Genomic DNA, 1,907 nt, shown 5'->3' with positions numbered 1-1,907 from the left:
CGAGGCCCCTGCCGTACCCGCGTCACCGGCCCGGCAGCCGGTGGCGGCGCACCCGGCGTCCCGGCCGGCTTCCGCACCCGCCCCGGGCGGCGTCCCGGACACGGCCCGGACCGCCGTGGCAGAGGCCGGACCGGTATCCGAGGGCCGTGCTCCGGACGAGGTGGCGGACGTGGTGCGGTCACGTCTCGGGGACGTCCTCGGCACACCCGCCGAGGACATAGACCCGCAGCGGCCCTTCGGCGACCTCGGCCTCGACTCCATCTTCCGGATGGACCTGGCCCGCGCCCTGAACCTCGAGTACGGCACGGAGCTGTCGGCTGCCGACCTGTACGAACACGACACGGTGGAACTGCTCGCCCGCCTCGTCGCCGGCTCCCGGACCGCCCCGCCGGCCGACGCAGCCGGGCCGGAGGCCGACTCCACGGCCGCCACCGGCTCGCCACAACCGTCAGCAGCCGCGGAAGCCACCCCCGAGGACACGTCACCCACCGCTCTCCTCGCTCTGCTGGAGAGCGTCCTGGGCCGCCGCCTCGACCCGCACGTCGCCTTCACCGACGCCGGACTGACCTCCTTCGACATGCTCCGGGCGATCAGCGCGCTGGAGAGCCGTCTCGGGGCCCTGCGCAAGACCCTGCTGTTCGACCACCCGACCCCGGCCGAGCTCCACGCCTTCCTGGCCGAACGGTACGGCGGGCACGCGGTCTCCTCGCTCACGCCCGCGCCGGCGAGCGGCAACGGCGGCGAGGCTGCACGACAGCCCTCTCACGGTGCGGGCACCGGGCTGAGCGAACCCCGGTCACACACGGGGGACGCCGGAACGCCGCTGATCGTGCCGCGCCGTGACCCCGGCGACGCGGAGACGGCCGACCTGCTGGAGCGGCTGCTCGGCCGGTACGGTCGCGAGACCGGCCTGGCCGGCCGCGACATCGCACCCCTCGCCTTTCTCGGCGCCGAACGGCGGGGTTACCTCATCTTCTCCAGGAACGGCGACGACCTGCTGGCCTGGAGCTACGTGGGCCCCGACGGCCATTTCGCCGAGCTGGCCGGGGAGTTCGTGGAGTACGCGACGGGGGAGGGCCTGCGGCCCAACTTCCTCTCCCTCCTCCCGCTGACGGAGGTGGGCGGCCACCGGGTCACGGCCACCCCGTTCGGCGCCCTGCAACGCCTGGAGGACATAGGGCGGTTCGACCTCGCCGGGTCGGCGAAGAGCCGGCTGCGCAACATGGTGCAGCGTTTCGCCCGCGCGGGCGAGTGCCGGACGGTCGAGTACGTCTCCGGCTCCGACCCCGCCCTGGACGCGCGACTCGCCGACCTGGTGGACGCGTGGACGCGCGGGAAGGAGATGACCAACCCGTACGTGTGGAGGGTGCGCCGGGAGCTCCTGGACGGCCGTCTCGGCGACCGCCACCGGGTCTTCCTCACCACCGTCGACGACGCCCTGGTGAACGCTGTCGTCGTCACCCGTATCCCGGCGGAGAACGGCTATCTGCTGGACGTGGAGTTTTATCCGCCCGACATGCCGCGGGGCGGACTGGAGTTCGCCCTGGTGCGCATCATCGAGCAGCTCGCGTCCGAGGGCGCCGAGGTGTTCAGCTTCGGCGCGAGCTTCGGGGTACGGCTGGGCGACCCCTCCCACGCCGACCCGGAGGCCGAGCGCGCCCTGCGCGAACTGGACGAGGCCGGGATCTTCGGCAGCGGCAACTTCCGCTTCAAGAACAAGTTCCGCCCGGTGAACACCCCGCTGTACCTCTGCCGCCCCGCCGAGGGCCCGTGCACACCGGTGGCGGACGTCATCCTGATGATCGCCGACCCGCACACGGCCCAGGAGCACCCGACCACACCGGAGGACCGGGCCACCACCGCCGCCCCGACCGGCCGGCCCGGCCCGGTCCCGGCCGAACCGTCCG

Annotated in this window: 1 protein-coding gene; it reads left to right on the top strand. The window is 73.6% G+C overall.

The window, feature by feature from the left end; genetic code table 11:
* Positions 1 to 169: 169 nt before the first annotated feature.
* Positions 170 to 1,907, top strand: a 1,738-nt coding sequence (locus tag N4P33_RS34955; protein ID WP_260830932.1) for a phosphopantetheine-binding protein, incomplete at its 3' end; no start/stop codon positions are given.

It is taken from the genome of Streptomyces sp. 15-116A (assembly GCF_025290915.1).
Classification (GTDB): Bacteria; Actinomycetota; Actinomycetes; order Streptomycetales; family Streptomycetaceae; genus Streptomyces.
The sequence above is the reverse complement of the archived record's forward strand: the minus strand, read 5'-3'. Positions and strand labels throughout refer to the sequence as shown.